The sequence below is a fragment of the Brumimicrobium oceani genome (assembly GCF_003143775.1).
In the GTDB taxonomy this organism is placed as follows: Bacteria; Bacteroidota; Bacteroidia; order Flavobacteriales_D; family Crocinitomicaceae; genus Brumimicrobium; species Brumimicrobium oceani.
The window spans coordinates 430,426-456,410 of record NZ_QFRJ01000001.1 but is presented as its reverse complement, the minus strand read 5'-3'; the positions used below and the strand labels follow the sequence as shown (position 1 = coordinate 456,410).

Sequence of the window (25,985 nt, the reverse complement as noted above, 5' to 3'; positions counted from 1 at the left end):
ACTAATTAAAACGCGCTTTAAGATGTGATTTATGAAAGATAATATCATAAAAATTAGTCAATGGGTACTGCTCTTACTGATTATTTCCTTCTTAGCAGGAAGTATTTCTGCACTTTTCTTAGAAAGTTTAACTTTAGCTACAGCATTAAGGAGCAATAATCCCCTCTTTGTTTATCTACTACCTCTTGGTGGACTCTTGATAGGACTGTTGTATTACCATGGCGCAAAAGGTGTTGAAGGCGGAAATAATTACCTCATTAGAGAAATGCATCACCCGCAAAAGCCCATTCATTGGAAGATAATTCCTTTGGTATTTATCGGTACAATAGCAACACATTTATTTGGTGGTTCCGCTGGTCGTGAGGGAACAGCTGTTCAAATGGGTGGTGCGCTTGGTGATGGGGTAAGTCACTTTTTTGGCTGGACAAAAAAACACCGAAAACGATTATTAAGAATGGGAGTTGCAGCAGGATTTTCAGGAGTTTTCGGGACACCTCTTGCAGGCGCAGTATTTGCATTCGAATTGGCCCGTGACAAAAAACTTAAGCTAAAAGATTCCATTTGGGTCCTTCTCTCCTCCTTTGGCGGGCATTTTTCTTGCCTTCTATGGGGAACTCATCACACCCAATATTCTATTAAAAGCTTCCCGGACATATCTGTGAACACCTTACTTTCAACTATTTTAGCTGGATTAGTTTTTGGGTCAGCCGCTTTCTTTTTTAGCAAATTCAAACATTTGTTTACTCAATTATTCAGTAAAGTTCCCATTCCCTATTTGAGGCCTATGATTGGAGGATTTATACTACTCGTGCTTTACATCTTTTTTGATATCAACGCTTATTTAGGTATGGGTATTTCTGAAATTAAAAGTGCATTCACACAACCTATGGAGAAATATAGCTTTTTTATCAAGCTAATGCTGACAACTTTAACATTGGGAGCAGGATTTAAAGGCGGAGAGGCCACCCCTTTATTTTTCATTGGTGCAATGTTGGGAAACTTACTTTTCTTAATTATTCCACTACCAATGGATCTTCTGGTAGGAATTGGATTTATTGCTGTTTTTGGGGCAGCAACAAACACCCCCATTGCAAGCACATTAATAGGCGCAGAGTTGTTTGGTTTCAGTGGAATTATTTACTTCGGTTTAGCAACAGCAATAGCCTATTTGATTAGCGGGAACAACAGTGTTTACAAGGATCAACAAATTATGTTGAAAAAAACATCTCTTATTAAAAGAAAGTCCAGTATGCCTTAAATCCGCCAGTGATTTTCATAATGAAGAATCCTGATGCTATTGAGATGAGAGATGCACTATTTTAGGTGATTCAGATAAGGGAAACGATTGCTAAAAGAACTGTTTTTTATCATAAATGCTTGTCGGGAACTTTACCAGCAGTTTAATAAATTACAGTAGAAAACGGTTTTCTCTTAAAATTGACAAGATCCTTCCATTATTGAAAATCATAATTTTCAACAATGATCAGGATGACAGTTTTGGGGATTGGTGGGGCAAAGTAAAGGAAAAAACAAAAGCACCTTATTCAAATTAGAACAAGGTGCTTTCAATTGGAAGTCGAGTCTATTCGGCTCAACTTGTAATTTGAATTATTGCATTTTGTTTAAGCGCAATGTCCAGTCTTCTCTTGTTTTTTGAACTTTTTCTTCAATCGCTTTGAAGTCCTTTTTGTTTTGAGCTTTTTTGATTTCGCCCATTATTTCTTCTTGAAAGTTAGCAGCATCGTCTATAAACGCATCAGATTCAGCTGTTTTTGCATCATTAAATAATTGTATACTGTAACATTCATCCACAACGTCATAGATCATTCCGTTGATATTTTTTTTCAAATCTCTAATATTTGCCATTATTCATTTTTTTTAAGTGTTTCCACACCGTTATTAAATCGAAGTAAAGTTAATCCTAAAGTTTTACTATTCAACAATATTTAGTGATTTCAATTTTATTATTTTAAAAACAGAATTTAAATACTTGTTTTATAGATAAATATAAAATAAATTTAAGCCGCTGGTATTTAGCTCAATAGCCAATTTTCATATTGCCAAAAAAGATGGAATTATTTGAATAAATAGGCTTAAAAAATTATGATATTTTAATTGGACACTAAGCTAAATCATCTTAATTTTGGGGTGTTTAAGAAATGGAATATGAAAGGATTTTTGAGAGATGATTTACTGTTAAATTTAAAGAATATTACTGAATCAAATATTGCACTTGTTTCGAAAAAATGCGTTCATCTGGGTGATAATCAGTTGAAATGGAAACCTTCAAAGGACAGCTGGAATATTCAAGAAGTTTTATCTCATCTCAACAGTTATTCTTCTTATTACCATCATATTTTTATTGAAAAAATTCAGAACACTAAATACACAAGCTCTAAAGAGAATTTTGTTCCTTCTCCACTCGGTAGAAGTGCATGGAAATCCATGAAATTAGGAAGGCTGAATAACATAAAACGAAAATTTCGTGCTCCGAAAAACTTAAATCCTTCAATTACCCCAGAATTAATAGACCATGACCCGGTGACTAATTTTGTTAACAACCAAAAAGACTTAATCAGCATATTAGAAAATGCTGAAAAAGTCAGTTTGAAAAGAGTAAAAATTCCTATTTCTATTAGTAAAATGGTTAGATTGAGATTAGGTGATGCACTTATGTTTGTGATTTATCATAATGAAAGACACATACAGCAAGTGAAAAACGTGCTCTCTCATCCAAATTTCCCAAAGAAAGTATGACAACTGGAATTAATGCAATGTGCGCCCTTACAGTTATTCCTGTTCGAGCAAGTCATGATGACACTTCAGAAATAGTTACGCAATTGCTTTTTGGTGAAGCCGTCACAATTATTGGAATTCATAATCAATGGATTAAACTAAGGATACAACATGACGATTATGAAGGTTGGGTAGACAACAAGCAGCTTTTGAAATTATCTGAAGAGACTTTCCACAACTTGAAGAAAATAAAAAGCAGACAAACTGAAGCGCTGCTGGAATTAAATACGCCGTGGGGTAAACAAAATATCTTGCAGGGTTCTTTAAATATTTCAACTGAAAATAGTTTCAAAATTGAAGAGAAAAAATTTTCTTGGATCAATACACCACCAAGCGCAGAAATAAAAAGGTTTTCTGCTCAAAACATTCTAGAAATAGCACACTCCTACTCCAACGCTCCATATCTTTGGGGAGGACGCACAGCCTTCGGAATTGATTGTTCAGGATTTACCCAAACCGTTTTTCATCAATTAAATTTTTCTCTACCAAGGGATGCGTCACAGCAGTATTTAATAGGTTCGAAAGTTGCGTTTGACGAACAAAAACCTGGCGACTTAGCCTTTTTTGTATCTGAAAAAACAGGCAACATTCACCATGTTGGAATTGTACTTCCAAATCAGGAAATAATTCATGCACACGGTCGGGTTAGAATAGATCAACTAACCGAAGAAGGCATCTATAATGAAAACAAAGAATACTATTCACATAAATTAATAAGTATCAATCAATATGACATCTAAAATCAAATTACCAACACCTTCAAATTTAGGTTTAGTACCCAAGAACTTAAAGCACCTTAGAAAAGAAATTAATATGATTTTAAAATCGAAATCGAAAATTGTTTATATTGTCAATCCTAAGAAAGATTAGTTATTCTAGGAAGAGTGATTATTCAGCTATTTAAGTCAAGTCATAAGGAAAAAGTAAATCTCATGTGGCCTGAAAAAATGGCGTACTATTTAAAATTAGAATAAAAAATAAAGGAATGAAAAGAGATAAGGAGATCTTTGATCTAATTGAACTGGAAAATGAACGTCAAGTCCACGGAATTGAATTAATTGCATCGGAAAACTTCGTAAGTGAAGAAGTAATGGCTGCAATGGGTTCTGTATTAACAAACAAATATGCCGAAGGATTACCTGGAAAAAGATATTATGGAGGTTGTGAAGTGGTTGACAAGGTTGAGCAGTTAGCCATTGATAGATTATGCAAGTTATTTGGTGCCGAATGGGCCAATGTCCAGCCACATTCAGGCTCCCAAGCCAATGCTGCAGTAATGTTGGCCTGTTTAAAGCCAGGAGATAATATTTTAGGCTTTGACCTTTCACACGGTGGACACCTCACACATGGTTCATCGGTAAACTTCTCAGGAAAACTATACAATCCTCATTTTTACGGAGTAGACAAAGAAACTGGACGTATCGACTACGATGCTTTAGAAAGAAAAGCAGAAGAAGTTAAACCTAAAATGATTATCGTTGGCGCATCAGCATACAGTAGAGACTGGGATTATGCACGTATTCGAAAGGTTGCTGATAAAATAGGAGCTTTAATTTTAGCAGATATTTCTCACCCAGCAGGTTTAATAGCAACTAAACAACTGGCCAACCCAATGGAGCATTGCCATATCGTTACTTCTACTACACACAAAACTTTGCGTGGACCTCGCGGAGGAATTATTATGTTGGGTAAAAACTTTGATAATCCTTTCGGAATTCGTTGGAAAAATGGAAACTTGAGATCAATGGCTTCTCTATTAGATGCCGCAGTTTTCCCAGGAACTCAAGGTGGACCATTAGAGCACGTAATCGCTGCAAAAGCAGTTGCATTTGGTGAAGCGCTGGATCCAAAATTCACAGAATACCAAAAACAAGTTGCAGCCAATGCAAAAATTATGGCCGCTGAATTCGTTAAATTAGGGTACAAAATAATTTCTGAAGGAACGGACAACCACAGTATGTTAATAGACCTACGTTCAAAAGGAATTACAGGAAAAGATGCTGAAATTGCATTAAATGATGCGCATATTACAGTAAACAAAAACATGGTTCCTTTCGATACAGAATCTCCTTTTGTTACTTCTGGTATTCGTATTGGAACCCCTGCAATTACCACTAGAGGACTGAAAGAAAAAGAAATTCCTAAAATTGTTGAATTGATGGATAAGGTGATGACAAACATCAATGACGAAGCAACAACTAAAGAAGTAATTGCCGAAGTTAAAGCGATGATGTCCGCTTATCCCCTCTTTAAATATTAGCATTTAAATGACATTAATAAAAAGAGCATCTGACTAATCATTTGCTCTTTTTGCTTATTACTTGATTTTTTAAGTAGTCTATAAATTATTCGTTTTCAAACCGCATATTATGAAAACCATTAATAAAAATCTAGCAAAAAAACTTATTCCACTTGTCAATAAAGTGTCAGACAATGACCCTATTCACAGCAGTTTGAAACAAGCATTATTCATCTATTTTGATTATGGATATGAAACAACATATGAATTATACACGCTAATGTACGAACTCATAGAGATCATTAAAGAGAAAGATTTAGGAGTTTATGATGGCAATGAATTAGCACTAGACCACAGCGATGGTATCATGTATATGTATGGCCCAAGTGCAGAGAGACTCTTTAATGGTATAAAATCTACATTAGAAAAAGTTGATTTTATGAAAGGAGCCAAAGCAAATATGAGATTTGGCCCTTTAGAAGGTGGCAAAAATGAAATTACGGTTCAAATCAAATAATCCATTTTAAATAATAAGTAGCTGTGGTTTGCCTTTGATGAGTCGAAAGACTTTAGTATTTTTGCTTGAAACAATATCAAATCAATAATAAAATGATTAAAGCAAACGACCCGTCATTAAAATCTTGGATTGACGTAGATGGAAATTCAGATTTCCCTATTCAAAATCTACCTTTTGGAATTTTCAAAACAAAACAAGACAAAGCCCGTGTAGGGTCAAGAATTGGAGATAAAGTAATTGACTTAAATGCATTATATGTATTGGGTTACTTTAAGAATTTACCTTTTAGTCAAGCTGACTTTCAATCAGACGCCCTTAATTCAATTATGAAAAAGGGAAAACAAGCAACCACTGATTTAAGAAATCGCTTATCGAAATTGTTTAGTTTAGAAAACACAGATTTATCAAATAACAGTCACCATGTTGATCAGGTATTACATGATATTGATCAAGTTGAAATGATGATGCCAGTGCAAGTCGGAGATTATACGGACTTTTACTCCTCAAGAGGTCACGCAACAAACGTGGGTACTTTATTTAGAGATCCAGACAACGCGCTTTTACCTAATTGGTTATGGATTCCTGTGGGATATCATGGAAGGGCAAGTTCAATTATTCCAAGCGAACAAATGATTAAGCGACCAAAAGGACAAACAAAACCAAATGATGACCAAGACCCAGTATTTGGCGCTTCTAAATTACTAGATTTCGAACTTGAAATGGCATTTGTAACATTTGATGGGAAACCATTAGGTGAAAACATTACAACAGATGAAGCCAGTGATTATATTTTTGGAATGTGCATCATGAATGATTGGTCTGCACGCGACATTCAAAAATGGGAATATGTTCCTCTAGGTCCTTTCTTAGCGAAAAGTTTTGCGTCATCTATCTCTCCATGGATAGTAACAATGGACGCCTTGGAGCCGTTTAAAACCAAAGGGCCAAAACAAGACCCAAAAGTTCTACCTTATTTAGAATATAAAGAAGACGCACATTACGACATCAACTTAGAAGTAGGAATTGTTCCTGAAAATAGTGAGGAAACAGTAGTGAGTAAGTCCAATTATAAATATATGTACTGGAATATGTCTCAACAATTGGCGCACCACACAATCAACGGTTGTAACGTTCGCTGTGGTGACATGATGGCTTCTGGAACAATATCTGGAGACGAGCTCAGTTCTTTTGGTTCAATGCTAGAACTAACTTGGAGAGGAACTAAACCTATTAAAATGAAGGATGGCTCTGAACGTAAATTCATCAACGATCACGATACGGTGGTTATGCGTGGACATTGTAATGCAAATGGAGTGCGTATTGGTTTTGGAGAAGTATCTACAAAAGTATTACCAGCAGAATAACTTATTATACAAGAATTGAGTGGAAAACAAGCCAGAAATTGATTTAGAAAAAGAACGCAAGGAAATCTTAAACGCGTTCAGAAGTTTACTCCGTGTTACTAAAAACGGCAGAACACGTGAAGAAACAAAGCAAATTCGTAAAGCATTTGACGTAGCAGTTGAAGCTCATAAAGATATGCGACGCAAATCGGGTGAACCATACATATATCACCCGATTGCGGTTGCAAAAATCTGTGCTGAAGAAATGGAATTAGGTCCAACCGCAATTATCGCTGCATTGTTGCACGATACTGTTGAGGATACTTACATTACTTTAGAAGACATTGAAGAATCTTTTGGGCCTACGGTTCAAAAAGTTATAGATGGTCTAACCAAAATTCCAGAAGTATTTGACGAAAACATCTCAATACAGGCTGAGAATTTCAGAAAAATGATTCTAACCATCTCTGATGATTTAAGAGTGGTACTGATCAAGTTGGCCGACCGGCTACACAACATGCGTACTTTAGAAAGTATGCGTCCTGACAAACAATTAAAAATTGCCTCTGAGACCAACTTCTTATACGCACCTCTGGCCCACCGATTAGGATTGTATACCATAAAAAGTGAACTAGAGGATTTGTGTTTACGTTACATGAATCCACAAGCATATCGTGAAATTAGTGGTAAACTAAAGTCTACACAAGCCGTTCGACAAAGATTCATTCGTCGATTTACTCACCCGATAAAAGAAGCCTTGACTAATGAAGGATATGTTTTTGATTTAAAGGCAAGAACAAAATCTATCGCTTCTATTTATCGAAAAATGAAGAGTAAGGAAATTCCTTTTGAGGAGGTTTTTGACTTATTTGCCATTCGTATTACATTGGATACACCAGAAGAATTGGAAAAACCAGACTGCTGGAGAGTGTACAGTATTGTTACCGATTTTTACCAACCAAACCCCGACCGATTGAGAGATTGGATTTCAACACCGCGTGCCAATGGTTACGAATCGCTTCATACAACAGTGATGAGTCCGCAAGGTAAATGGGTTGAGGTTCAGATACGTTCACAAAGAATGGATCAAATTGCTGAAAAAGGCTTAGCAGCTCATTACAACTACAAAGAATCAAAGAACGGTGAGAATAAATTTGACCGTTGGATCGGAGAGATTCGTGATTTAATTGGCAATCATTCTGAAGACGCCATGGATTTCGTAGATGAATTCAAATTGAATTTATTCAATGATGAGATTTATGTATTTACTCCAAACGGAGAGTTACGCGTATTGCCCACTGGTGCAACAACTTTGGATTTCGCCTTCGATATTCACACTGACATTGGTTTAACTTGCATTGGTGCAAAAGTGAATAAAAAACTTGTTCCACTTAGCCATCAATTAAAAAGTGGTCATCAAGTTGAAATTATTACTTCGAGTAAACAAAGGCCAAACGAAGAATGGTTAAAATTTGTCGTAACTGGACGTGCCAAACAAAAAATTAAAGCTGCCTTAAACGAGGAAAGAAATAAAATTGCTGAGGACGGTAAAGAAATTTTAGAGCGCAAATTTAAACAACACAATATTCGCTTTACGAGTGAGAATATTTCAGTTTTAGAGAAATACTATAATGTTACGACGGCAACAGATTTATACATTCGGATTGCCAAAGGTAAACTTGATTTAACTAAATTACGTAAGATCAAGAATGTAGCAGGTACTCTAAGTATCGAGAAAGAAACTGCTGTAAAAAAGGTAAAACATGCCACTGATATCAGTAAGCGAATTGACAATAAGAAAGATACCTTAACCATTGGTGATGATTTTAAGGATATAGATTACGACTTTGCAAAATGCTGTAATCCCCTACCCGGTGATGATGTTTTTGGATTTATAACTGTAAGTAGCGGTATTAAAATTCACAGAACAGATTGTCCCAATGCAGAAAATTTAATGGGTAAAATGAATTACCGCTGTATTTCTGCAAGATGGAAAAATCAAGCAGTGAAAGAACACCTTGCCAAGTTAAAACTGATTGGTATTGATGATATTGGTATTGTAAATAAAATCACTCAAATAGTTTCTTTCCAACACAACGTAAATATGCGTTCCATTAGTTTTGAATCTAAAGACGGAATATTTGAAGGTAAAATTCAGGTATTGGTAATGGACAAATATCACCTAAATGAATTAATCGATAAATTCGAAATGACCGAAGGTATACAGCGTGTAGAAAGATGGGATGATTTATCGCAAGAAGATGAGGCCGATTATTCACATGGATAATGAAATAAAAAGAACTTTATAGACCTTACATTGTTTACTAATCGTTATCCTTATTCAGTTATATGAGTTATCGCTATATTATCTTTTTTTCAATTATTCTGGTTTCGTTTATCATTCTCGATGTTTATATCTGGAAAGGATATCATAAAACAGTCAAAAAGAAGTATTTTAGAATTTTCAAGTGGTTCATCCCACTTTCCTCCATGGTTTTTCTATCGGGGTTTGCCTTAAATTTCTATCGTGCTTCAATAGGAATTGTAAACGCCAGTGCTGTAATCAATATATTCTTTGGTATTTCATTGGGTTTTTTTATTGCCAAAATTTTAGCTGCGTTGTTTCTTTTTTCAGAAGACATCTTTCGCATTTTGGCGCTAATTAAAAATAAAATAGCTCCAAAAAACGACAACTCAAAACTCTTTGCGAGCAGAAGAACTTTTGTGCGCAACATTTCTCTAGGAGTGGCTGCAATACCAGTTTTAGGAACAATATATGCCGTTACCAAAGGAAAATACAATTTCCATGTAAAGCGATTAGATTTATCCATGAAAAGATTACCGCTTTCTTTCGATGGTTTAAAAGTAGTTCAGTTTTCAGATTTTCACGCGGGAAGTTTTGACGATGTAGATGCCGTTCAAGAGGGCTTGTCTCTTATTAACGAGGCAAATCCAGACTTAATAATGTTCACTGGTGACTTAGTGAATAATCGAGCCGCAGAGATGATTCCATATGTAGAGGCACTCAAAAATTTATCGGCCAAATACGGAAAGTTCGCAATTTTAGGCAATCATGACTACGGAGATTATGTTAAGTTTGAGAGTGAAGAAGCAAGGCAAAATAATCTTGATGAATTAGAAAACATCTTTAAAGAATCAGGATTTACTTTGCTTAAAAATGAGAACATTCAGATTGATAACGGCACAGACGCTATTGATATAATTGGCGTAGAAAACTGGGGTCAGGGTCCATTTCCAAAGTATGGCGATATTGATTTGGCCTCAAACAGCATTCCTGCAAGTAGATTCAATATAGTATTAAGCCATGACCCAGACCACTGGGAAAATATTTTAAGAGAGCACCCGAAACAATTTGACCTAACTTTGAGCGGTCACACCCATGGATCACAAGTAGGTGTTGATATACCGGGTTGGAAATGGAGCCCTGTGAAGTATCGTTATAAAAGATGGCTGGGGCACTATACAGAAAACGATCAGCACCTTTTTGTGAGTAAAGGTTTTGGTTTTTTGGGCTTTCCAGGAAGAATAGGGATGTCACCAGAGGTAATCAGCTTTAAATTACATAGTGAAGAAGTTTAGCTTCTTGTTTGTGCATCTTCCCAAGCGGTCCTCTTGATTTAATCATAAAGGAACGATTTATGACCTTGGATTCATAAATAAAATAATATGCCTATCGGTATCTTTATCAGCAAAGTAGTAATATCAACATTATTCCGAAAAAATGATTAAGCGCTGTAATGACATGCTGATGACACGGATGCTTTGGGCTTAGGCAGCAGAACTGCGAGCAACGCGGGTACTCGTGGATTTATCACTTACTGTAAATTCGGATGAACGCGGATTGCTTGAGGTCATTAATATTAAATATTTTCTTACCATTCACAGATATAAAAACACAGCTAGTTTCGTAAGAAAACCTAGGGTGCTGTTAAGGAATTAAAACAGAATTCTAGGCTTCGGGTAAAGTATTCGATAAGCATTTAAAATAATAAAGGAAATAATTCATGATCAGAGCTTTAAAAAGGTTTCATTATTGCCTAGGACAAAGCGCTCGAAAATTACAGTTTATCTAAAATTGTAAAATCCTTCTAATCCTTAATATCTATTAGGATCTTCACCAGTAGTAATAGTTCGAACTCTTACCCCTACCCAATGCTTTCCGTTTTACTGTAACGCAGATGACAAGTGCCTTTGAAAGGCTCACTCGCTGTTTTAGCAACTCGCATGTATTGTGATTTGTTCCAGTTGATGATCACAAGACAATGTTTTGAACAACAGTATAGAATTTTAAATTTTGTAAGGAAGAAAATGGTCTTTACCGACTGCGACTTAAAAGGAGAGCCTATTATTTTAATTGATAAAATTTACTATCCGCTTCGTTTGTGAATTTTTAATATTATCTTTAAAAATTCGCATCCAAAATCTACTATTTTAGAATAAAATAATCAAATGAAGAAGAACATTTTTATCATCAGTATGCTATTTATCGGACTGAGCTATGGAAGTTTAGCTCAAGAAGGTGAAGAAGAAATAGAAAAAAGCAACACAATTGAATCTCAATTCACAGAGATGATTGAGAGCTCAAACTCCTACCAATCATTCAAGGTGATTAGTAAATCCAAGCTTAATGTTTTACAAAGCAATATTCAAGACACAGTTTCTTCTTTTGAAAAAACAATTGCGGAGTCTAGAGACATCATTGCTGAACAAAAAAGTAAGCTTGAGAGTAATGATCAAAAGATTCAAGAATTAAATATTGAACTAGAGTCTACCAAAAAAAGCGTTGATAGCATAGATGTTTTTGGAATTCAAACGCATAAATCTACCTATACGCTGATGATGTGGAGCATCGTAATATTCTTAACTATTTTATCAATTATACTTTTCCTTGTCTATCAGAAAGGAAATAGAAAAACCAAGAATGCGAATTCAAAATTAGAAGAAACACAAAACGAATTAGAAAGTTTGAGAAAACGTTCTTTGGAACGTGAACAAAAAGTACGTCGAGAGTTACAAAATGAAATCAATAAAAACAGTATGCGAAAGGATTAATTTTTGATGTTATTCCCCACAGTAAATTACAATAAAAAAGCCTTCTTAGAAATACAGCATTATTCTGTAATTCTAAGAAGGCTTTTTATTGATTAACTTTGGTATTTTAACTATTGCTCTGCATGTTTTAATATAGATGGCACCAATCCTCCATCTACTAAGATATCAGTTCCCGTCATAAATCTAGAGTCATCGCTAATCATAAACTTCACCACGTCTGCAATGTCACCAGGTTTTCCAGTTCGTCCTAGAGCGGTCATGCTTAACATTTGATTAATAATCTCCGGATGCTCTTCAGCTGCTTTTAATCCCATTTTTGTCATAATTACCCCTGGAGAAATAGAGTTAATTCTACTTCCTTTTTTACCAAAACGCATTAAATTGTCTTCTACAATTAACATTACTCCGCGCTTAGTAAAATTGTACATCATACTTGAATCATCCTTTACAAATTCTTTAATTATGGCTAAAGAACCTTCATCAAGCGGATTTCGTAAAGCTTCATCATATTTATCATTCGCAGGAATGGTGTGCCCCATCATTGAAGAGAACAGAACAATAGAGGTATCTGCTTCGGCTATTTCGTAAGCAGCATCGACAATAAGTGCCGTACCACGCAAGTTGATGTTAAAAACCTTATCAACGTTATTCACTGTTTCACTAACACCAGCAGTATGAACTAACCCTCCGAAGCTTCCTTGCTTTTTAGTAAAGGCGATTAAGTTTTTTACTTCTTCTTCCGAAGTAATGTCACTTTTGAAACCTATCGCATCGATTCCATTCTTTTTATAATTTTCCACAGCCGTGTTTACGACATCCTCTGAATAATCAGAAACAACGATTTTAAAATCTTTTAATTTATTTCCAGTGGCAACACCTAAACCTCCTGCTCCACCTGTTATTAAAATTACTTTTTTTTCCATTTTTTTTATTTTTAATTTTTCAAATCACTCCTTTCGAAGCGCCTTACTCTCAAATAGTGAAGTTAGCAATATATAGGTGTACCCTCTTCTTTTTAAACATGATATAAATCAGTTTAGCAATTCTTAACAGGAAAATAGAGGCTGGGCCTCATGATTAAAAAATCCGTGTGCATAACTTATTTATAAATCTTAGGAAAAGAATGCTTCTATCTTACAATTTCCTTATTTTTGTCCTTTAAGATTGAATACATGGAGAGTGTACAAGAAACAGTTAAGAATATTTTTTCGGCATATTTAGAAAAAAACGGACACAGGAAAACTCCTGAGCGTTTTGCTATACTTGAAGAAATATATAATTACGAAGGTCACTTTGATATAGAGTCACTTTATATTAAAATGAAAAACAAGAATTATCGCGTATCTCGTGCCACATTGTACAATACCATTGATCTATTGCTAGCTTGTAACCTTGTCCGCAAGCATCAGTTTGGTAAAAACATTGCTCAATTCGAAAAGTCACATGGATTTAAGCAACATGACCACCTGGTTTTAACGGATACAGGCGAACTTATTGAATTTTGTGATCCGAGAATTCAGAACATTAAATCTACCATTGAAGAAGTATTCGGTGTTAAAATAAATCACCATTCGCTTTATTTCTATGGTGTTAGAGATGAAAATGCAGGTAAAAATTCAACAGATAAATCTTAAGCAGTGAGCTTTTCTACACAATTAGAAATACAGTCTTCAATTTGCATCCTTTTCTTTTCGGGAACTATTTTGACGAAAGAAAAAGTGGATGAAACCTTGGCAATAGTTGATCATGAGTTAGAAAATGGTCAAAAAAAATTCATTATAGATTTAAAAGAATTAAAACAAATCAACAGCAGTGGTTTGAATTTAATACTACGAATATTTACACATATTCGAAATAAGGGAGGAGAATTATTTCTAATTAACGCTAACAAAACCGTTAGTGAACTTTTTAAAATATCTAAGTTAAATACAGTTTTTAATATTTCGGCAGATAAACAAGCTGCCATTAACCAATTAAATGCACCAGAGGCATGAGTAAAGTAGACGTATTATTAGGATTACAATGGGGTGATGAAGGAAAAGGGAAAATTGTCGATGTTTTGACTCCCAAGTATGATATCATTGCACGTTTTCAAGGTGGACCAAACGCAGGCCACACCTTAGAATTTGATGGAATTAAGCACGTGTTGCACACTATTCCTTCTGGAATTTTCAGAAAAGATACTTTAAACATCGTAGGTAACGGTGTTGTAATTGACCCCGTTATATTTCAGAAAGAAATTGAGAACTTGGCGCAATTCGACCTACCAATCAAAGAAACTTTATTGATTTCGAATAAGGCTCATTTGATTTTACCAACGCACCGTTTGCTAGATGCAGCTTCGGAACAAGCAAAAGGGAAATCTAAAATTGGATCAACACTAAAAGGAATTGGTCCGACTTATATGGATAAAACAGGACGTAATGGAATTAGAGTTGGTGACATCTTCACTCCTACTTTCCAAGAAAAATACGACAGTTTAAAAGAGAAACACAAAGGAATGTTGGATCATTACGAAGGTTTCGAATATAATGTAGAGGAGTTAGAAACAGCATTTTTTGAAGGAATCGAACTGTTAAGATCACTTACGACAATTGACAGTGAGCATTACATCAATCAGGCGATGAAAGAAGGTAAGTCAATATTAGCTGAGGGTGCTCAAGGTACCCTTTTGGACATCGACTTTGGAAGTTATCCATTTGTTACCTCTTCAAACACAATTACTGCCGGAACGTGCACAGGTTTAGGTGTCGCACCAACAAAAATTGGTGATGTAATAGGAATATTTAAAGCCTATTGCACTCGTGTTGGATCAGGTCCTTTCCCTACCGAACTACATGATGAAGTTGGTGAAGAAATTCGTAAAGCTGGTGGTGAGTTTGGTGCAACTACAGGTAGACCAAGACGTTGTGGGTGGATAGATTTGCCAGCATTAAAATATGCCATCATGATTAATGGTGCATCTGAACTTTCCATGATGAAATCGGATGTTTTAGACGAATTTGAAGAAATTAAAGTTTGTACACATTATTTAATTGATGGCAAGAAAGTTGATTATCTTCCGTTTGATATTACGGACATTGAGATTGAACCAATTTATGAGTCCATCAAAGGCTGGAATACAGATACAACAAAATTGACTTCCTTTGCTGATGCTCCAAAAGAACTTAAAGATTATGTTCATTACTTGGAGAAACACCTTGAAGTTCCAATTGCAACAGTTTCAGTAGGTCCAGACCGAAGTCAAACTTTGAACAACAGAAAATAATTGAGAACAAAATTCAACATATTTAAAATTGCGCTTCTCATAGGAAGCGCAATTTTTTTGTCTGTAAGCACTGCGCATGCCCAGAAATATATTGAATTATTAGAAGGTTCTGAGGAAATTCAATTGGATGGGACAACAGGAAATTACATCGTAAAAGGAAATGTTGTATTCAAAAAGGAAGAAACAAAACTATATTGCGACTCTGCCTATTACAACCTTGTTCGTAACACCGTTCGGGCTTTTGGGAATATTCATTTAAATAAAGAGGATACGCTAAACATGTTTTGTGATTCTCTTTTTTTCGATACCAAAAGAGATTACGCCAAGTTGTATGGAAATGTTAGAATTCGAGACAATGAATATAAACTCACGACTGACTCCATAGATTACGATTTAAAAAATAATGTTGGGGTTTACAAAAACAAAGGTGTAATCACAAGTATTTCTTCCAGCGACCGACTTAGTAGTGACATTGGCTACTTTTATCCAGATTCAAAACAGTTCAATTTTAGAAAAAATGTAATCTACACCAGTAATGATTTTACTGTTGAATCTGACACCCTAGAATTTAACGCCAATTCAAAAAAAGCTTTTTTCTATGGCCCCACTTATATTAGCAATAACGAAATTAGAATGTACTGTGAAAAAGGATGGTACGACTTAAATAATGACGAAGGTGTTCTAGAAAATAACGCTTACATTGATCGAGAAGATCTACACATTAGTTCAGACAGCCTCTTCTACTCTGCTGCCGATAGTATTTATATCGCGAAGAAAAATGTTGAAATTATTGACACAACAAACAAAATAGGCTTTCAAGGCGACTACGCTGTGAATGATGACCGAAAGAAATTTGCATTTTTGACAGGGCATGCACTTGCAAAAAGGTTTGGAGATCAAGACACACTATATATTCATGCTGATACATTGTACAGCTTTTCAGACTCCGCTGGAAAACCTCAAATCATGCAAGCTTACAGCAATGTGAAACTCTTTAGAGGAGATATGCAAGGCCTTTGTGACTCCTTAATTTATGATAAGGTTAAAGGTGAAATGAACATGTACACTGAACCTACATTATGGGCGCAAAACGCTCAATTAACAAGTGATACAATTACAATTTATGAAACTGATGACCGTATTCAAAAAGCATTTTTAAGGAAAAATGGTTTGGTCGCTACTCCAGTGGATTCAACAAATTACTTTAATCAAGTGGCAGGAACTTTTATGACCGCTTACTTTGATAGTACTCAAATTCGAAAAGTAGATATTGATGGAAACGCTAAAACACTTTACTTTTTAGAAGATGAAGAAGAGACTGATACTGTTATTGTGGTAAATCGTCAAGGAATGAATCGAATATTCTCATCAAATATCAGTTTAAGATTTGTAAATGGTGATATCGAAACAGCTACTTATCGCGAGAATCCAGATGGAATCGTTTATCCGATATCCGATATAGATAAAAAGGAAGAGCGTGTAGAGCAATTTAAGTGGAGTGTCGATAAGAGGCCACTAAGTTGGCAAGACATGATTTATTCAGACAAGGAAAAATCAGATATTATTTTATTATTCAACAAAATAATGGCATTTATTTAGACTATGAAATCTTTTCTCAAAAAGCTAAATCAGATTATTCCATTATACCTCACGATAATTGTCAACTTCCCACTTATTCTTGGCTACTTTCTTAATTCCGATTTGGTGGCTACCCGATTAATTGCAATCAATTTTCTCTATCAAACACTGTTCGTTCTTTTCTATCGAGCAGCAAATAATGTTTTGATTTATAGAGTTGGATTATTCATAATTAGTATTATTTCAATTCTAGAAAGCTTGCATTGGATTATATTAAAAGGTCCTTTATCAACCTCTAGTTTGTTTGTCATTTCTGCCACAAATTTTGAGGAAAGTCTGGGTTTTATGAGTATAAAACTGGATCAGAGTCTATTGCTCATTATTCCTTTACTCATCATTTCTATTTTAGCCTTCAAGAAGAAGCTTAGTGAAAAGACAAATATCAATAATCCTTACCTCTATAGTATATTCCTATTGGTGTTTTTAGCTTTTGTGATTGAAAATGCGGTGAACAACAGATTAATTCGAAAAGGAGTTCCTAACTTCATTAAAGTTGCCGTGACTTTTGAACAACAGTTGGACTTGTTTAAATCTGCCAAAGAAGGAAAAGCAACACAAAAAGTCGAAGCTAAATCAGAAGTAAGGGAACAAACCATTGTTTTAATTCTAGGTGAATCTCTCAACCGAAATCACATGCAATTGTATGGCGCTGAACAAGCTACAACTCCTTTATTAAGCCAGAGAGAAGACTTATTGGTATTTGACAATGTTGTGTCCTCCTACTCCAACACGATTTCCTCTGTTTTAACTAGTTTGTCAGAAACAGCACTAAATAATGATATATCACTAGACCAGGGAAAGGATGTAATTGATGTTTTTCACAGTGCTGGATTCACCAATTATTGGATCTCTAACCAAACACCTATTGGAGTTTGGGAGAATTTAGTAACAGTGCTTGCAAGAAAAGTAGATCATCCCATTTTTGTAAATCTCTCCAGTAGTAACTCTATGGAATCTACGCTAACGAATTCTTATGATGAATTACTGTTTAAACCCATTCAAAACATCTTACAGACTGATGATTCTCTAAAGTTTATTGTAGTCCATACAATGGGAAATCATTCCTCGTATAAAAATAGATATCCAGCAGACTTCGATTTATTCAGTGGGAAAGACAAGCAATCACAAATTAGAGCAGAATATCATAACAGTATTTTATATCATGACCACGTTGTAGATTCCATTCTAAACATTGTCGATACATACTGCGAAAACGCCATAGTTCTATATACCGCTGATCATGGGGAGAATGTTTTTGATGAAGGTGGCAATCTGGGACATGACTATGCTGGAAAACTACCTAAATCAAATGTAGAAATACCCTTCTTTGTATGGTTTTCTGATGAATCTCGAACAATGAATAAGCGTAAAATCGGTTTATCCGATGAAAGAAAAACCGTTCCTTATGTTACAGATCATTTATTCCACACATTGATTGATTTAGCGAGAATTCAAACACCTTTATTAATAAAAGAGAATAGTATTGTGAACGCTAAATTTCAAGCAAATAGAAAAAGGATTTTAGAGGACGGAAAGGATTATGATGAGGAATTGTAGAATTCTGAATTTGCGAATATTCACAAGTAATTGATTACTCAAATCGCGTATAATTTCCAACCGTTAACTTTTGATTTATTTTGTGATTATAATACATTTGGCGAAGTATTAAAACAACTTAAACAATTAAGCTTTCATCATTATTATGATCTTGTTAATTCCTCATCATTTGATTTAAAGCAGAGGTTTTTATAAATCCTTTCAGCGATAAATCTTCTTCTAAAGCTTCCCATTGTATTCCAACCCCTCCATTTATTAACTTATAGTCAGAAAGTTGAGAATTATTCGCTTTTTTTAATCTAGGGTAATCTGACAATTTTGCTTTTAAAACATTTCCATTATTAAAAATGAGCAATAGTAAATCAAGGTCCTTATCAATATGTAAGGTTTTAATGCAAAGCTTTTGTTCAAAAATTAAACGATCTATTGAATCACTTGATCTTTTATCGTCTTTATTATTCAAAGTATTCATAGCAGGCTTTTATTAAGGTTTCTTTATGCTCAACAAGCAATTTTAAAATATCTTTCCTCTGCCGTTTAGTAAATCCATAACTGTAGGTCTCTTCTAATGGATACAACCAAAATTTTGAATTCCCTTAAGCTTTAGAAATATGGATGTAAACTGACTCCCCATTTTCATTGCTATAAATAAAAACGATAACCATTTACAATTATAACTGTTGGCATAAACATAAAGTGACAACTATTTTATTCATCGAGCTTTGATCATTCTGAATTTTTTATGATATATGAAAATGGAATACCAAGATTTACATCAAATCATGAACTAAATTTAAAATGATATTTCATTAAAAAATCGGTCTAAATATTCTAAATTTACCCACGTTCATCCAAGCGTCTAACAATCTCCAACATCCAAATCACACTTACTGCAAACAATGCAAACATGATCCAGGAGATAATTTCGAACATTCCAATTTCAGTAAAATTGAGCCATTCCATAATTTCTGGAAAAAATGCAAAGCAAGATAATTGAATGATGCTGGTTACGATTCCAACCCAAAAGAACCACCTCAATTTCCCTATAATCGCAGGAACCATCGAGATGGATGAAGCAACAAAGTTGGCCATTAACCAAGGAGATAAAACAGCGGCAATTTCACCTGATAATCTCCATTCATTTCCAAAAACAAATTCAAAAATTGGTACTCCCCAAATGTAGATTACCGAAAAAGGGAGTATCCCAATTGCTGAAAGAAGAATTACAGAGCGTTTTAGTATAGGATATATTTTTTTCTCCTGAGCGAAATCTGCAGAAATTCGGTTATATAAAACTTGTCCAATTGCAACCCCAATCAGCAATAACGGAATTTTAAGCATTCGAAAAGAATGGTCATAAGAACCAAACAAAGCTGTACTTAGATAAATCGTTAGAAAAAAAGCAATGAGCAATTCTCTGCTGGCATCAATTAAGGAATGGGGCAAATTAACTTTAGGAAACTCCTTGTACTGCCTTGCAACTACGGATTTTCGAAGTTTTGCTCGTTTATTATTGATTTTATAAATCCCTACAGCATCAAGAACAAATACGAAACTCCCCACAATTAGTCCCAATAAAGTGGAAATTGCTAATCCCAACACTCCTAATCCCGCGAAGCCAGCCAACAACTTTGCTGTATTTGTGGTTGCCGAGGTCAAGAGTGTAGAAATAGTAATATTCTTAAACCATTTCATTCGAATTGCCCAATGTCTACCAATACTTATAAACACAGTAAAACCGGTAATTGCGCTAATTAAAACGACATAAAACAATAAATTTTCCGTCTCATCATTAAAAAACCAAAAAGCAATTCCACTGATTATAGTGAGACCAATCGTCCAAATCAATATTCTTAGTGCTAACCTGTAAATTTGAAAGGCGTGTGCATTCCTTTTTGGTAACGGAATGGCGTATTCATACCTCGCAGCACCAATAACAGCGAGGAAGGCAACAATTCGCATAATAATTCCAAACTGCCCAAAATCTTCAGGAGAATATAGTCGGGTTATAAATGGAGTGAGTAAATAGCTAATTCCTTGCGCCAATACTGTTCCAGAAGAAAGTACCAGTGCAGATTTGATCAACTCAGACTTCAAATTGATTTTGGAACGCATTTATTGATTGTTTATTAGAAGATTAAGAAGTGTTTTTTGGGCTCAAGTATTACTCGAACCAAATATCATTAACCACTTCAGATCCAGCAAACTCATTTACTCTTTGAATAATTACACTCCTCCCGTAATGGAGTTCATCCCGCATTACCGATGAATTTAATTTAATGTGTAATACTTTGTTTCTAATGTAAATCTTTTCGGTTCTATTGGCTATCCCTTTTCCCATCATCTCTGGCCAAGCATTAATGATATCCATTTCCTTCATTTTACCTTCCAATCCCCAAGCCTTCATCATCCTATCAATGATTTTATCTATTCCTTGGTCTTTCTGATTTCGCTCTCTATCGCTCATACACTTGCAATTTTCGTCTCCGTTTCAACTATAGAATTCTCCTCAATATGAAAAGCTTTATACTCTATTTGATTATTTTCAAAGATAGTTGCAATTCTTTGTTTATCGGTATCTGTAATCAAAACTTGTCCAAAATCCTGATCACTTACCATTTGCATTAATCTTTCCACCCGACCGTTGTCTAGTTTATCAAAAATATCATCTAAAAGCAGTACAGGCTTTCTATTTAGGCGAGACAATAACCACTCGTACTGCGCCAACCTAAGGGCAATTAAATACGACTTTTGCTGACCTTGAGAACCAAATTTTTTAATAGGATGTCCTTTAATAGTGAAACCAAAATCGTCCTTATGTGTTCCCACCGTCGTATATTGCTTTCTTTGGTCATTGCGCTTTGCTCCTTCCAACAATTCCTCAAAAGATTGATCAAATAGCTGAGAACGGTACTCCAGACTCACTTCTTCTTTATTATCAGAAAGCCATTGATAGTATTTTTGAAAAATTGGAATAAACTCTTCAACTACTCTTTTTCTGACTTTATGAATATTTTTACCACAAGCGATTAATTGTTCATCCCAGACACTAATGCTTTCTTGATCAAAAAAACCATAACTGGACATATTTTTTAGCAAAGCATTTCTTTGACTCAGGACCTTTCCATACTTCATTAAGTCTTGAAGAAAATCTCTATCAAATTGGGCAATTATTCCATCCATCCACTTTCTTCTTACTTCACTTCCTTCTAGAATTAAGTTTCTATCATAAGGAGAAATCATCACCGCAGGGAAAAGTCCAATATGGTCGGCTAATTTTTCATAAGTCACCTTATTTTTCTTAAAAACCTTCTTTTGGCCTTTCTTTACACCGCAATAAACAGATTCTTGATCCTCATCTTTATTCCAAATACTTTGAATCACGAAAAATGACTCTCCAAATAGAATATTTTGGCTGTCGACAGGGTTTAAGTATGACTTACACATACTTAAGTAGTAAATTGCATCTAAAATATTCGTTTTCCCGGCTCCATTAGGACCAATAAAGCAATTGATATCGGGCGAAAGCGATACATCGGCTTGTTTATAATTTTTAAAATTAATCAAGCTTAATTTCGAAAGGGATATATGACTGCTCACGCCGTAAAGATAGGGAAATTGTGAATTATAAATAGAATTTTAAAGGACTTTAAAAATTAAAATAAGTTACTAACAATGTACTTTTTATAATTTGTTCGTTTTGGATGAAAAAAAAACTTATTTTTGCACTTGCTTTAAAATAGCTAATTATGAGTGAAAACATTACAAAAGAAGAAATAATCGAACAATTTAAAGGAAACAAGATCCTTAAATACTCTACGTTCGTTGTAGGTGGAATTGCAGTTGTAGTACTAGCCGTACTTGCTTATCAGAATTTTGTTTCTGGCCCAAAAGAAAAGGCTTCCGAAGCTGAAATTGCAAATGGTATTATGTATTTAGAAAATGACTCTACACGTCTAGCAACTGAAGAGTTTGAATTCTTAGTATCTGAATACGATGGTTACAAAGGAGGTGAAGTGTCGCAATATGCCTTAGGAAATTTATATTTCGAGCAAGGGAATTACGAGGCGGCATTAAACGAGCTCAAAGGTGTAGATATTGATGATACTTACCTTATGACTTTGGCGATTGGAACACAAGGAGATTGTTATTCTGAATTAGGAGACTACAAGAATGCAGTTAAAATGTATGTAAAAGCAGCAGAGCGAGAAACAAACGATGTAACGACACCTATGTTTTACTTCAAAGCGGGAATAAACGCTGAAGAAGCAGGAGATTTCTCCAAAGCAGCAGAATATTATAAAGTGATTAAGAGTGATTATTTATCTTTCGCTAGTCAAAAAGGAATTGATAAATTTATCACAAGAGCAGAAAACTCAGTAATTGAATAAATTGTGGCTACAGTAAATAAAAACTTATCGCATTACGATAAAGACAGTATACCAAATGGTGCCGATTTCAAAATCGGCATTGTTGTTTCTGAATGGAACGATAACATCACTCTTAACTTACTCAAGGGTGCTGAAGAAGCGCTATTAGAAAACGGTGTGAAAAAAGAAAATATTCATGTGCATTTTGCTCCTGGTTCATTCGAGTTACCACTAGCTTCGCAATGGCTTTTAGAAAAAGAAGACATTGACGGTGTTGTGGCTATTGGATCAGTAATACAAGGCGAAACCAAACACTTCGATTTTGTTTGTGACGCTACTGCACAGGGGGTAAAAGACGTAGGGTTAAAGTACAATAAGCCCGCAATCTTTTGCGTTTTAACAGACAATAATTTACAACAAGCGATTGATCGTTCTGGCGGAATTCATGGTAATAAAGGAATTGAAGCCGCAATAGCTTGCATAAAAATGGTACATTTAAAAAAATCAATTTAAAACTTTAAACACGTGACCTTAATTAAATCAATTTCAGGAATTCGAGGAACAATAGGTGGAAAAGTCGGTGAAGGACTATCCCCTCTTGATGTTGTTAAATTTTCATCTGCATACGGAACATGGCTGCAGCAAGAAAACAACGCTAAAAAACTAAGTGTAGTTATTGGCCGAGACGCAAGAATTTCTGGTCCAATAGTAAATAGTTTAGTGATTGCTTCATTGAGAAGTTTAGGAATTAATGTAATCGATTTAGGTCTCTCCACTACCCCAACTGTTGAAATGGCAGTAACAATGGAGAAAGCGCATGGTGGAATCATCATCACCGCAAGTCACAACCCTAAGCAGTGGAATGCATTGAAGCTATTAAATGGAGCAGGAGAATTTATTTCTGGCGCCGAAGGAGAGAAAGTTCTTGAAATAGCAGAAAATGAAGCTTTCGAGTTTGCTGATGTTGATTCTTTAGGAAAACTAAGCAATAATAACGATTATATTCAAAAGCATATTGAAGCCGTTCTAAACCTTCCTTACGTTGATATCGAAGCCATTAAAAAAGCTGATTTTTCAGTGGTAGTGGATGCTGTTAATTCTACAGGAGGAATTGCTGTTCCTTTGCTTTTAGACGCCTTAGGTGTGAAAAAAGTAACTGGAATTCACTGCGAACCGAATGGAGTTTTCGCACACAATCCTGAGCCTTTACCAGCTCACCTAAAAGATCTTTCTGAAGCTATTGTTCATCACAAAGCAGATTTAGGAATCACTGTGGATCCAGATGTTGACCGTTTGGCAATGGTTTGTGAAGATGGAACAATGTTCGGAGAAGAATATACATTGGTTGCCGTTGCTGATTTTGTATTGGCTCACAAAGGAGGTTCAACTGTTTCTAACCTATCATCAACTCGTGCCTTACGCGACGTTACCGAAAAACATGGCCACGAATACTTTGCTTCTGCAGTTGGAGAAGTAAATGTTGTTGAAAAAATGAAAGCTGTGAATGCGGTTATCGGTGGTGAAGGAAATGGAGGTGTTATTCTTCCAGAATTGCACTACGGTCGAGATGCATTAGTGGGAATTGCCTTGTTTTTGACACATTTGGCAAATAAGAAAATGACTGCTTCTGAGTTAAGAGATAGTTACCCAAAATATACAATCTCGAAAAACAAAATTCAGTTAACTCCAGAAACCAATGTAGACGAGGTTCTTGTCGGAATGGCTGAGAAATACAGTAAACAAGAGGTGGATTCAACAGATGGTGTTAAAATTTATTTTGAAAAAGAATGGGTTCATTTACGTAAAAGCAATACTGAACCAATTATTAGAATATACGCTGAAAGCGAGAATGAAACGAAAGCTGATCAATTAGCCAAAGAAATCATGGCAGAAATTGAAAGTATTATATAATTTATTGAGACAAGAACATTAGAATTTTAAAAGTACAATAACCTAAATAATTTTTTTTAAAATTTTAGGGAATTGTACTTTAATTAAAATGTCGGTTTTTATGACTTAAAGAAGGTATTTTATTATGAAAGTTTATTTAGACAACGCTGCAACCACACCCGTTGCTCCAGAGGTATTTGAAGCGATGGTTCCATATTTAAAAAATGAATTTGGAAACCCATCTTCTACCCATTCTTTTGGCCGTCAAGCCAAAGGAACAATTGAGACCTCAAGAAGAAAAGTAGCTGGTTTGATAAAAGCGAAACCTTCTGAAATAATATTTACTTCTGGCGGAACTGAAGCAGATAATATGGCTTTCAGTGTTGCGATAAACGAACTAGGTGTAAAACGCATTATTACTTCTGAAATAGAGCACCACGCTGTAATACATACTGCAGAAGACGTTTGTAAAAAGAATGACCTTGAATTTGCTTTGGTGAAACTACTTCCAAACGGACATGTTGATTTGGAAGATTTGGAAGAACTTTTAGCCAAAAGCGACAAAAAAACATTGGTTTCATTAATGCATGGAAACAATGAAATTGGAAACTTACTGCCTTTACAAAAAGTGAGTGAAATGTGTCGTAAACATAAAGCCTACTTCCATTCCGATACTGTGCAAACTATGGCGCATTATAGCTTTGATTTAAGCGCGTTAGATATTGATTTTATTACTGGAGCCGCTCACAAATTTCATGGTCCAAAAGGTGTTGGATTCTTATACATCAATAACAACATTAAAGGCTTGCCCTTTATTCATGGGGGATCACAAGAAAGAGGATTAAGAGGTGGAACAGAAAATCTTTATGGAATTGTTGGTTTAGCGAAAGCAATGGAAATCGCCTATGAAGATTTAGAAGCACACCAAAATCATGTTCAAGGATTAAAATCTCACATGATAGAAGAGCTTCGAAAGAATATAGAAGATGTTTCTTTTCATGGAGACATTACCCCAGAAAACAGTTTATACACTGTTGTGAATGTTTGCTTACCAAAAACTTCAAAATCGGCCATGTTGTTGTTTACCCTTGATTTAAAAGGCGTGGCTTGTTCAGGAGGTTCTGCTTGCACATCTGGAAGTGCAAAAGGATCACATGTCTTGGAGGGAATTCAAGCCGATACAACGCGTCCAAATGTGAGGTTTTCTTTCTCTAGATACACCACAAAAGAAGAGGTTGATTACGCCGTAGGAGTACTTAAAGAAGCTTTTGAAAAGGAACTTGTTGACTAAATA

Annotated in this window: 24 protein-coding genes; 18 read left to right on the top strand and 6 right to left on the bottom strand. The window is 35.0% G+C overall.

Going from position 1 to position 25,985, the window contains the following annotated elements:
- Positions 1-31 precede the first annotated feature (31 nt).
- Positions 32-1,258 carry a chloride channel protein gene (locus DIT68_RS01995; RefSeq protein WP_109358133.1) on the top strand — a complete coding sequence of 409 codons (1,227 nt, stop codon included), beginning with the start codon at positions 32-34 and terminating at the stop codon, positions 1,256-1,258.
- 350 nt (positions 1,259-1,608) lie between these two features.
- Here DIT68_RS01995 and DIT68_RS01985 read toward each other — a convergent pair whose 3' ends face one another.
- Positions 1,609-1,866 carry a hypothetical protein gene (locus DIT68_RS01985; RefSeq protein WP_109358131.1) on the bottom strand — a complete coding sequence of 86 codons (258 nt, stop codon included), beginning with the start codon at positions 1,864-1,866 and terminating at the stop codon, positions 1,609-1,611.
- A gap of 300 nt (positions 1,867-2,166) precedes the next feature.
- Between DIT68_RS01985 and DIT68_RS01980 the strand changes: the two genes are divergently transcribed.
- The 8 genes from DIT68_RS01980 to DIT68_RS01945 all read left to right on the top strand — a co-directional run bounded on the left by DIT68_RS01980 (position 2,167) and on the right by DIT68_RS01945 (position 11,968).
- Positions 2,167-2,757: a DinB family protein gene (locus DIT68_RS01980; protein ID WP_109358130.1), complete on the top strand. Its 591-nt coding sequence runs from the start codon at positions 2,167-2,169 to the stop codon at positions 2,755-2,757.
- Positions 2,754-3,536 (top strand): C40 family peptidase, encoded by a 783-nt coding sequence (locus DIT68_RS01975; protein WP_109358129.1) that lies wholly within the window; start codon positions 2,754-2,756, stop codon positions 3,534-3,536. The genes DIT68_RS01980 and DIT68_RS01975 overlap by 4 nt, the downstream gene beginning before the upstream one ends.
- 245 nt (positions 3,537-3,781) lie before the next feature.
- Positions 3,782-5,056: a serine hydroxymethyltransferase gene (glyA, locus tag DIT68_RS01970; protein WP_109358128.1), complete on the top strand. Its 1,275-nt coding sequence runs from the start codon at positions 3,782-3,784 to the stop codon at positions 5,054-5,056.
- Positions 5,057-5,165: 109 nt separating this feature from the next.
- Positions 5,166-5,552, top strand: coding sequence for a hypothetical protein (locus DIT68_RS01965; RefSeq protein WP_109358127.1), 387 nt, complete (start codon positions 5,166-5,168; stop codon positions 5,550-5,552).
- A 92-nt stretch (positions 5,553-5,644) separates the two neighbouring features.
- Positions 5,645-6,916, top strand: coding sequence for a fumarylacetoacetase (gene fahA, locus DIT68_RS01960; RefSeq protein WP_109358126.1), 1,272 nt, complete (start codon positions 5,645-5,647; stop codon positions 6,914-6,916).
- A 19-nt stretch (positions 6,917-6,935) separates the two neighbouring features.
- A complete protein-coding gene (locus DIT68_RS01955; RefSeq protein ID WP_109358125.1) occupies positions 6,936-9,182 on the top strand; it encodes a RelA/SpoT family protein in 2,247 nt (748 codons plus the stop codon).
- Positions 9,183-9,244: 62 nt separating this feature from the next.
- The gene (locus DIT68_RS01950) at positions 9,245-10,495 is read left to right on the top strand and encodes a metallophosphoesterase (protein ID WP_109358124.1); all 1,251 of its coding nucleotides are present in this window, start codon (positions 9,245-9,247) and stop codon (positions 10,493-10,495) included.
- Between the two features lie 870 nt (positions 10,496-11,365).
- Entirely contained in the window at positions 11,366-11,968 is a 603-nt protein-coding gene (locus tag DIT68_RS01945; protein ID WP_109358123.1) for a hypothetical protein, read from the top strand.
- Positions 11,969-12,078: 110 nt separating this feature from the next.
- On the opposite strand, the gene DIT68_RS01940 is transcribed toward DIT68_RS01945, so the two are convergent.
- Entirely contained in the window at positions 12,079-12,891 is an 813-nt protein-coding gene (locus DIT68_RS01940; protein ID WP_109358122.1) for an SDR family oxidoreductase, read from the bottom strand.
- A gap of 249 nt (positions 12,892-13,140) precedes the next feature.
- Between DIT68_RS01940 and DIT68_RS01935 the strand changes: the two genes are divergently transcribed.
- The 5 genes from DIT68_RS01935 to DIT68_RS01915 are packed head-to-tail and all read left to right on the top strand — an operon-like array spanning position 13,141 to position 18,431.
- The gene (locus tag DIT68_RS01935) at positions 13,141-13,602 is read left to right on the top strand and encodes a Fur family transcriptional regulator (RefSeq protein WP_109358121.1); all 462 of its coding nucleotides are present in this window, start codon (positions 13,141-13,143) and stop codon (positions 13,600-13,602) included.
- A 3-nt stretch (positions 13,603-13,605) separates the two neighbouring features.
- The gene (locus tag DIT68_RS01930) at positions 13,606-13,962 is read left to right on the top strand and encodes an STAS domain-containing protein (RefSeq protein ID WP_109358120.1); all 357 of its coding nucleotides are present in this window, start codon (positions 13,606-13,608) and stop codon (positions 13,960-13,962) included.
- Positions 13,959-15,236, top strand: coding sequence for an adenylosuccinate synthase (locus DIT68_RS01925; protein WP_109358119.1), 1,278 nt, complete (start codon positions 13,959-13,961; stop codon positions 15,234-15,236). The genes DIT68_RS01930 and DIT68_RS01925 overlap by 4 nt, the downstream gene beginning before the upstream one ends.
- Complete coding sequence (locus DIT68_RS01920; protein ID WP_109358118.1) at positions 15,237-16,835, top strand: OstA-like protein; 1,599 nt, start codon at positions 15,237-15,239, stop codon at positions 16,833-16,835.
- 3 nt (positions 16,836-16,838) lie between these two features.
- The gene (locus DIT68_RS01915) at positions 16,839-18,431 is read left to right on the top strand and encodes a phosphoethanolamine transferase (RefSeq protein WP_109358117.1); all 1,593 of its coding nucleotides are present in this window, start codon (positions 16,839-16,841) and stop codon (positions 18,429-18,431) included.
- A 154-nt stretch (positions 18,432-18,585) separates the two neighbouring features.
- Here the strand turns inward: DIT68_RS01915 and DIT68_RS01910 are convergent, their stop codons facing one another.
- The 4 genes from DIT68_RS01910 to recF all read right to left on the bottom strand — a co-directional run bounded on the left by DIT68_RS01910 (position 18,586) and on the right by recF (position 22,031).
- Positions 18,586-18,894 carry a DUF2442 domain-containing protein gene (locus DIT68_RS01910; protein WP_158276090.1) on the bottom strand — a complete coding sequence of 103 codons (309 nt, stop codon included), beginning with the start codon at positions 18,892-18,894 and terminating at the stop codon, positions 18,586-18,588.
- A gap of 374 nt (positions 18,895-19,268) precedes the next feature.
- Positions 19,269-20,546 (bottom strand): lipopolysaccharide biosynthesis protein, encoded by a 1,278-nt coding sequence (locus DIT68_RS01905; RefSeq protein ID WP_109358115.1) that lies wholly within the window; start codon positions 20,544-20,546, stop codon positions 19,269-19,271.
- 49 nt (positions 20,547-20,595) lie between these two features.
- Complete coding sequence (locus DIT68_RS01900; RefSeq protein WP_109358114.1) at positions 20,596-20,898, bottom strand: DUF721 domain-containing protein; 303 nt, start codon at positions 20,896-20,898, stop codon at positions 20,596-20,598.
- Positions 20,895-22,031 carry a DNA replication/repair protein RecF gene (gene recF, locus DIT68_RS01895; protein ID WP_255411146.1) on the bottom strand — a complete coding sequence of 379 codons (1,137 nt, stop codon included), beginning with the start codon at positions 22,029-22,031 and terminating at the stop codon, positions 20,895-20,897. Before recF ends, DIT68_RS01900 begins: the two co-directional genes overlap by 4 nt.
- 149 nt (positions 22,032-22,180) lie before the next feature.
- Between recF and DIT68_RS01890 the strand changes: the two genes are divergently transcribed.
- From DIT68_RS01890 to DIT68_RS01875, 4 genes are all read left to right on the top strand, one after another.
- Positions 22,181-22,822 carry a tetratricopeptide repeat protein gene (locus tag DIT68_RS01890; protein ID WP_109358113.1) on the top strand — a complete coding sequence of 214 codons (642 nt, stop codon included), beginning with the start codon at positions 22,181-22,183 and terminating at the stop codon, positions 22,820-22,822.
- A 3-nt stretch (positions 22,823-22,825) separates the two neighbouring features.
- The gene (gene ribH / locus DIT68_RS01885; RefSeq protein WP_109358112.1) at positions 22,826-23,314 is read left to right on the top strand and encodes a 6,7-dimethyl-8-ribityllumazine synthase; all 489 of its coding nucleotides are present in this window, start codon (positions 22,826-22,828) and stop codon (positions 23,312-23,314) included.
- A gap of 12 nt (positions 23,315-23,326) precedes the next feature.
- Entirely contained in the window at positions 23,327-24,712 is a 1,386-nt protein-coding gene (gene glmM, locus DIT68_RS01880; protein ID WP_109358111.1) for a phosphoglucosamine mutase, read from the top strand.
- Between the two features lie 124 nt (positions 24,713-24,836).
- Positions 24,837-25,982 carry a cysteine desulfurase family protein gene (locus DIT68_RS01875; protein ID WP_109358110.1) on the top strand — a complete coding sequence of 382 codons (1,146 nt, stop codon included), beginning with the start codon at positions 24,837-24,839 and terminating at the stop codon, positions 25,980-25,982.
- Positions 25,983-25,985: the final 3 nt, after the last annotated feature.

Excerpts from the sequence above, each read along its gene's own strand:
- DIT68_RS01995 (WP_109358133.1), top strand. The coding sequence starts at position 32 with ATGAAAGATAATATCATAAAAATTAGTCAATGGGTACTGCTCTTACTG.
- DIT68_RS01985 (WP_109358131.1), bottom strand. The coding sequence starts at position 1,866 with ATGGCAAATATTAGAGATTTGAAAAAAAATATCAACGGAATGATCTAT.
- DIT68_RS01980 (WP_109358130.1), top strand. The coding sequence starts at position 2,167 with ATGAAAGGATTTTTGAGAGATGATTTACTGTTAAATTTAAAGAATATT.
- DIT68_RS01975 (WP_109358129.1), top strand. The coding sequence starts at position 2,754 with ATGACAACTGGAATTAATGCAATGTGCGCCCTTACAGTTATTCCTGTT.
- glyA (WP_109358128.1), top strand. The coding sequence starts at position 3,782 with ATGAAAAGAGATAAGGAGATCTTTGATCTAATTGAACTGGAAAATGAA.
- DIT68_RS01965 (WP_109358127.1), top strand. The coding sequence starts at position 5,166 with ATGAAAACCATTAATAAAAATCTAGCAAAAAAACTTATTCCACTTGTC.
- fahA (WP_109358126.1), top strand. The coding sequence starts at position 5,645 with ATGATTAAAGCAAACGACCCGTCATTAAAATCTTGGATTGACGTAGAT.
- DIT68_RS01950 (WP_109358124.1), top strand. The coding sequence starts at position 9,245 with ATGAGTTATCGCTATATTATCTTTTTTTCAATTATTCTGGTTTCGTTT.
- DIT68_RS01945 (WP_109358123.1), top strand. The coding sequence starts at position 11,366 with ATGAAGAAGAACATTTTTATCATCAGTATGCTATTTATCGGACTGAGC.
- DIT68_RS01940 (WP_109358122.1), bottom strand. The coding sequence starts at position 12,891 with ATGGAAAAAAAAGTAATTTTAATAACAGGTGGAGCAGGAGGTTTAGGT.
- DIT68_RS01935 (WP_109358121.1), top strand. The coding sequence starts at position 13,141 with ATGGAGAGTGTACAAGAAACAGTTAAGAATATTTTTTCGGCATATTTA.
- DIT68_RS01925 (WP_109358119.1), top strand. The coding sequence starts at position 13,959 with ATGAGTAAAGTAGACGTATTATTAGGATTACAATGGGGTGATGAAGGA.
- DIT68_RS01915 (WP_109358117.1), top strand. The coding sequence starts at position 16,839 with ATGAAATCTTTTCTCAAAAAGCTAAATCAGATTATTCCATTATACCTC.
- DIT68_RS01905 (WP_109358115.1), bottom strand. The coding sequence starts at position 20,546 with ATGCGTTCCAAAATCAATTTGAAGTCTGAGTTGATCAAATCTGCACTG.
- DIT68_RS01900 (WP_109358114.1), bottom strand. The coding sequence starts at position 20,898 with ATGAGCGATAGAGAGCGAAATCAGAAAGACCAAGGAATAGATAAAATC.
- DIT68_RS01890 (WP_109358113.1), top strand. The coding sequence starts at position 22,181 with ATGAGTGAAAACATTACAAAAGAAGAAATAATCGAACAATTTAAAGGA.
- DIT68_RS01875 (WP_109358110.1), top strand. The coding sequence starts at position 24,837 with ATGAAAGTTTATTTAGACAACGCTGCAACCACACCCGTTGCTCCAGAG.